Source organism: Achromobacter sp. (genome assembly GCF_032113835.1).
Lineage (GTDB): Bacteria > Pseudomonadota > Gammaproteobacteria > Burkholderiales > Burkholderiaceae_B > Achromobacter.
On sequence record NZ_DAMCTG010000155.1, the window covers coordinates 1 to 6,130 of the forward strand.

Consider the following 6,130-nt stretch of genomic DNA (forward strand, 5'->3'; position numbering starts at 1 on the left):
ATCTTGCGCTGCGCGCACAGTTCGATGAAGTGCGCGCCCTTCTGCGCGGACTCGGAGAACAGGATGCCGTTGTTGGCGACGATGCCGACGGGCATGCCGTGGATGTGCGCAAAGCCGGTGACCAGCGTGGGGCCGAAGCGCGCTTTGAACTCGTCGAACTCGGAGCCGTCGACGATGCGCGCGATGACTTCGCGCACGTCGTAGGGCTTGCGGGTGTCGGCGGGAATGATGCCGTTCAGTTCGCTGGGATCGAAGCGCGGCTCGCGCACGGGAATGGTGGCCAGCGGCTGCGGCTTCTTGCGGTTCAGGCGCGCAACCGCATTGCGCGCCAGTTGCAGCGCGTGCATGTCGTTGGCGGCCAGGTGGTCGACCACGCCGGACAGGCGCGTGTGCACGTCGCCGCCGCCCAGGTCTTCGGCGCTGACTTCTTCACCGGTGGCCGCCTTGACCAGCGGCGGGCCGCCCAGAAAGATGGTGCCCTGGTTGCGGACGATGATGGACTCGTCGCTCATGGCGGGCACATACGCGCCGCCGGCGGTGCACGAGCCCATCACCACGGCGATCTGCGCGATGCCCTGCGCCGACATCTGCGCCTGGTTGTAGAAGATGCGGCCGAAGTGGTCGCGGTCGGGAAAGACTTCGTCCTGCTGCGGCAGGTTCGCGCCGCCCGAGTCCACCAAATACACGCACGGCAGGTTGTTCTGCGCGGCGATCTCCTGCGCGCGCAGGTGCTTCTTGACCGTCATCGGATAGTAGGTGCCGCCCTTGACCGTGGCGTCGTTGCAGACGATGACGCACTCGGTGCCGGACACGCGGCCGATGCCGGTGATGACGCCCGCGCCGGGCGCGTCGCCGTCATACATGCCGTGCGCCGCCATGGGCGACAGTTCCAGGAACGGGGTGCCCGGATCGATCAGGTTTTCAACGCGGTCGCGCGGCAGGAGTTTGCCGCGCGCGGTGTGCTTGGCGCGGGCGGATTCGCTGCCGCCCAAGGCCGTCTGCGCCAGTTGCTGGTTCAGATCGTCCAGTTGCGCCTGCATGGCGCTGGCGTTGTCGATGTAGTCCTGCGACCGCGGATTGATGCGGGATTCGATGATGGGCATGGGGTACCACCCGTCCTGCTTGATTGGAATTTGAAGGCGCTCGGTGTGAGCGGGTTGTCTCGCTGCCCGGTGGGCCGGGCATTCTTGTCGATTGGAAAAATCAGGATTTCGTTGCGCCTTTCCTGCATGGCCCGCGACCGACCCGTCGCGGTGGTTGCAATGCCAGAAAGGCGCAGCGAAATCCTGCTTGAGACACAGGCCGAAGCCCGTGTCTCAAGCAGGCAACCGCTTAGACCATTTCGATGGCCATCGCGACGGCTTCGCCGCCGCCGATGCACAGCGTGGCCACGCCGCGCTTGCCGCCGGTCTTGCGCAGCGCGCCGATCAGGGTGGCCACCAAGCGTGCGCCGGAGGCGCCGATCGGGTGGCCCAGCGCGGTGGCGCCGCCGTGGATGTTGACCTTTTCAGGCGAGAGTTTGAAGTCGGTCATGGCGGCCATGGCGACCACCGCGAAGGCTTCGTTGATCTCGTACAGGTCCACGTCCTCGGCCTTCCAGCCGGTCTTGTTGAACAGGTTCTTCAGCGCGCCGACGGGGGCGGTGGTGAACCAGTTGGGTTCCTGCGAGTGCTGCGAGTGCGCGACGATGCGGGCCAGCGGTTTGACGCCGAGCTTTTCGGCGGTGGACGCGCGCATCAGCACCATGGCGGCGGCGCCGTCGGAGATCGACGACGAGTTCGCGGCGGTGACGGTGCCGTCCTTTTTGAACGCGGGCTTGAGGGTCGGGATCTTTTCCGGCATGGCCTTGGTGGGGGCTTCGTCGGTGTCGATCACGGTGTCGCCTTTGCGGCCGGCGACGGTGACGGGGGCAATTTCCCACTTGAAGCTGCCGTCTTCCGAAGCGGCACGCGCGCGGCGCAGCGATTCCAGCGAGAACGCGTCCTGCTGTTCGCGCGTGAACGAGTACTTGGAGGCGCAGTCTTCGGCGAACACGCCCATGGCCTTGCCCTTGTCGTAGGCGTCTTCCAGGCCGTCCAGCGCCATGTGGTCGTACACGGTGTTGTGGCCGTAGCGGTAGCCCTGGCGGCCCTTGAGCAGCAGGTACGGTGCGTTGCTCATGCTTTCCTGGCCGCCGGCGACGACGATCTCGGCGCTGCCCGAAGCCAGCAGGTCGTGGCCGAACATCGCGGCCTTCAGGCCCGAGCCGCAGACTTTGTGAATGGTGGTGCACGCCACGCCCAGCGGCAGGCCGGCGCCCAGCGCGGCTTGGCGGGCAGGCGCCTGGCCCTGGCCGGCTTGCAGCACGTTGCCCATGATGACTTCGTCGACCTGCTCGGGCTTGATGCCGGCGCGTTCGACGGCGGCCTTGATGGCGACCGAGCCCAGCTCGTGCGCGGCCAGGCCGGACAGGTTGCCCAGCATGCCGCCCATGGGCGTGCGGGCGACGGAAACGATGACGATGGGATCTGACATGACTTGCTCCTGTGAGGGTCGGGACAGCGATTGGGTTACAACACCGCGTTGCCGTTTGAAGGGCGGTCTGCGCGCAGGCGTCTGTCCTTATCGTAAGGGAAAAATTCTTCAATCCTGCCTTGCGCCACGTGGGCGCGGCAGGCCTGCCACCAGTCCGGTTCCAAGAGGTCGGCATGGTGACGCATGAAGGCGCCGCGCACGCGCGTGTCGCCCAGCAGGAAGCGGCCGAATTCCTCGGGGAAGACGTCGTTCGGGCCGATGGCGTACCAGGGTTCGGAGGCCATCTCCGCTTCTTCATTCGGGGCCGGCGGAATGCGCCGGAAGTTCATCTCGGTCATGCGCTGGATTTCGTCGTAGTCATAAAAGACGACGCGGCCCAGACGTGTGACGCCGAAATTCTTGTAAAGCATGTCGCCGGGGAAGATGTTGGCCGCAGCCAGCTGGCGGATGGCGTCCCCGTATTCGCGCACCGCGTGGTCCAGCAGCGCGTCCGGCGCCTGTTGCAGATACAGGTTCAGCGGCGTCATCCGGCGTTCGATGTAGACGTGGCGGATGACGACGGTGTCGCCGGTTTCTTCGAAAAGGCTGGGCACGAGGCGCCGCAGTTCGTCCAGCAGCGCGGGGGCGAACCGGGCGCGCGGCAGGGCGACCTGTGAATATTCCCAGGTGTCGGCCATGCGGCCCACGCGGTCGTGCAGCTTGACCATCTGGTACTTGCGCCGCACGGTGGCGTGATCCATGCCGTCCTTGTCGATGCGGTCCTTGATGAGCTTGAACACGTACGGATAGGATGGCAGCGTGAACACGCACATCACCATGCCCTTGATGCCGGGGGCGATGTCGAAGGCGTCGCGCGAGTGGGCGAGGTGATGCAGGAAGTCGCGGTAGAACAGCGTCTTGCCCTGCTTTTGCAGGCCGATCATGGTGTAGAGCTCGGCCTTGGGTTTGCGCGGCAACAGGCTCGACAGAAAGTTGACCACCGCCGCGGGCGTTTCCATGTCCACCAGGAAATACGCGCGGGTAAAGCTGAACAGCGTGCTCAGGTCGTCCGCGCCCAGCAGCAGCGCGTCCAGCGTCACCTGCCCGGCCGGATTGCGTGTCAGCGCGATGGCAAAGGGATAGACAGTGGTCTGGTTGATCAGGCGGCCAACGATGTACGCGCCCTTGTTCCGAAAGAACAGCGACCCCAGCGCATGAAGCTGGCAGTCGGTGGCGATGCGCCGGCCGACGTGGCGCGGCAGGACAGCGCGAAGCTTCGACACCGCGGCGCGCGCCAGCAATCGCGTGTCGCGCGGCAGGTCTTCAAAAGGCAGCGCCAGGCCAAAGTCGGCCACCATGCGGATCAGGCTTTTTTCCAGGCCGTCGGTCGCCGGGTAGTACACGCGGTAGGACGGCACGCTGCTGTCCAGATAGTCGGTGGCGACTGCCGGACGTACGAACAGGAAATCGTTGTGGAAGTAATCGCGGTGCAGCAGGCGGCACGAGACCGAGTTGAAGAAGGTCTCGGCGCATTCGGGCTGGCGGTGTTCGCCCAAGAGGCCGACGAACTCCTGCTTGATCTGCTGCCAGTAGGCGGTCTGCGCGTCGGTCAGGGACGGGGCGGCGGCGCCGTTGCCGTTTTTGGCGGCGTGCTCTGCGCCGTTGCTCGTGCTGCCGACCGCGCCCTCGGGCCGCCCGCGCAGCACGCCTTCCAGTTGCGTGGCGCATTCGCGCACGCGCATGTCGTAGTACTCGATGCGTTCGCGCGACAGATGCTGGATGCCGTGCCAGTCGCCGGATTCGAACAGGGCCTTGGCGCGCTGCGCGCTGTAGCGAAACAGCGCGTAGTGCCGGTCAAAGCCGGCCAGGATCAGGCGCGCGACCTCCAGCGGAGACGGCCCCGGGGCGGGGGCCTGCTCGATGTGCTGGATGTCGGACGTGCGGATCATGGCGCAGGCTGTGGATAAGGCGTCAGGCGGTTTCGTTGAAGAGTTCGCGGCCGATCAGCATGCGGCGGATTTCGCTGGTGCCGGCGCCAATTTCATATAGCTTGGCGTCGCGCCACAGGCGGCCGACCGGGTATTCGTTGATGTAGCCGTTGCCGCCCAGGATCTGCACGCCCTCGCCCGCCATCCACGTGGCCTTTTCGGCGGTGTACAGGATGAGCGCGGCGCAGTCCTTACGTACCTGGCGCACGTGGTCGGACCCCAGTTTGTCCAGGTTTTTGCCGACCTGATAGCAGAAGGCGCGGCTGGCCTGCAGCGTGGTGTACAGATCGGCGACCTTGCCCTGGATGAGCTGGAATTCGCCGATGGCTTGTCCGAATTGCTTGCGGTCGTGGATGTAGGGCACCACCACGTCCATCACGGCCTGCATGATGCCCAGCGGTCCGCCGGACAGCACGGCGCGTTCGTAGTCCAGGCCGCTCATCAGCACCTTCACGCCGCCGTTGACCTGGCCCAGCACGTTTTCCTCGGGGATCTCGCAGTCCTGGAACACCAGCTCGCCGGTGTGGCTGCCGCGCATGCCCAGCTTGTCCAGCTTCTGCGCCACGGAAAAGCCCGCAAAGCCCTTTTCGACCAGGAAGGCAGTGATGCCGCGCTGGTGGGCCTCGGGGTCGGTCTTAGCGTAGACGACGAGGGTGTCGGCGTCCGGGCCGTTGGTGATCCACATCTTGGTGCCGTTCAGCACGTAGCGGTCGCCCTTCTTTTCCGCGCGCAGCTTCATGCTGACGACGTCGGAGCCCGCGCCCGGTTCGCTCATGGCCAGCGCGCCGACGTGTTCGCCGGAGATCAGCTTGGGCAGGTACTTGGCCTTCTGGGCGGCGGTGCCGTTGCGGTTGATCTGGTTCACGCACAGGTTGGAGTGCGCGCCGTACGACAGGCCGATGGAGGCGCTGGCGCGGGAGATTTCTTCCATGACGACCATGTGGGCCAGATAGCCCATGTTGGCGCCGCCGTATTCCTCGTCGGCGGTCATGCCCAGCACGCCGAGGTCACCGAACTTGCGCCACAGGTCCATGGGGAATTGGTCGCTGCGATCGACTTCCGCGGCGCGCGGCGCGATCTCGGCCTGCGCGAAATTGCGTACGGCGTCGCGCAGCATGTCCAGGTCTTCGCCCAGGTCGAAGTTCAGGCCGGGAAGATTCATCAGTGTCTCCGTGATAGTAGGTACTTACATTCATGGACCTGCGCGTGCGTGTCTTGGCCGCCGTCGCGGGGTGGATCCATGATGCGCCGATCGTCCGGCGCTGCGCAATGATGCAGTGCAAATATTACGTTTACGTAAACGTAAATTGGATGAGGGTTATCCCTAGCGCGTTGCGCACCGCTGCGACAGGGACGATGGGCAATACTTGATGCGGCCCTTTAATCCTGAAATATCCGACGGAGTCAGCTGTGCTCGAACTTTCCAATCTGGACGACATCGTGGCGTTGCGACGCGACATTCACATGCACCCGGAGCTTTGCTACGAAGAGCACCGCACGGCCAAGGTGGTGGCCGACACGCTGCGCGGCTGGGGCATCGCAACACACACGGGCATCGCCAAGACGGGCGTGGTCGGCGTGATCAAGCGGGGCACGTCGGACCGGGCCATCATGCTGCGCGCCGACATGGACGCGCTGCCCATGCAGGA

At 65.3% G+C, this 6,130-nt stretch carries 4 protein-coding genes and 1 pseudogene; 1 reads left to right on the forward strand and 4 read right to left on the reverse strand.

Features of this window, described 5'->3' with window-relative positions:
* The 4 genes from RT697_RS26685 to RT697_RS26700 form a co-directional block, all read right to left on the reverse strand.
* Window positions 1-1,103 (reverse strand): carboxyl transferase domain-containing protein (locus RT697_RS26685; RefSeq protein WP_313702641.1); only part of this gene is annotated, 1,103 nt, incomplete at its 3' end.
* Between the two features lie 229 nt (window positions 1,104-1,332).
* Window positions 1,333-2,514, reverse strand: a complete 1,182-nt coding sequence (locus RT697_RS26690) for an acetyl-CoA C-acetyltransferase (RefSeq protein ID WP_105236874.1) — start codon at window positions 2,512-2,514, stop codon at window positions 1,333-1,335.
* A gap of 35 nt (window positions 2,515-2,549) precedes the next feature.
* The gene (gene aceK, locus RT697_RS26695) at window positions 2,550-4,442 is read right to left on the reverse strand and encodes a bifunctional isocitrate dehydrogenase kinase/phosphatase (protein WP_313702642.1); all 1,893 of its coding nucleotides are present in this window, start codon (window positions 4,440-4,442) and stop codon (window positions 2,550-2,552) included.
* A gap of 22 nt (window positions 4,443-4,464) precedes the next feature.
* Window positions 4,465-5,643 carry an isovaleryl-CoA dehydrogenase gene (locus RT697_RS26700; RefSeq protein ID WP_313702643.1) on the reverse strand — a complete coding sequence of 393 codons (1,179 nt, stop codon included), beginning with the start codon at window positions 5,641-5,643 and terminating at the stop codon, window positions 4,465-4,467.
* Window positions 5,644-5,891: 248 nt separating this feature from the next.
* On the opposite strand from RT697_RS26700, the pseudogene RT697_RS26705 reads away from it, so the two are divergent.
* Window positions 5,892-6,130 (forward strand): annotated as a pseudogene (locus tag RT697_RS26705) (amidohydrolase); the annotation flags it as partial.

What these genes read in the sequence shown, in the direction of transcription:
- RT697_RS26690 (WP_105236874.1), bottom strand. Translation starts at nt 2,514, where the DNA reads ATGTCAGATCCCATCGTCATCGTTTCCGTCGCCCGCACGCCCATGGGC.
- aceK (WP_313702642.1), bottom strand. Translation starts at nt 4,442, where the DNA reads ATGATCCGCACGTCCGACATCCAGCACATCGAGCAGGCCCCCGCCCCG.
- RT697_RS26700 (WP_313702643.1), bottom strand. Translation starts at nt 5,643, where the DNA reads ATGAATCTTCCCGGCCTGAACTTCGACCTGGGCGAAGACCTGGACATG.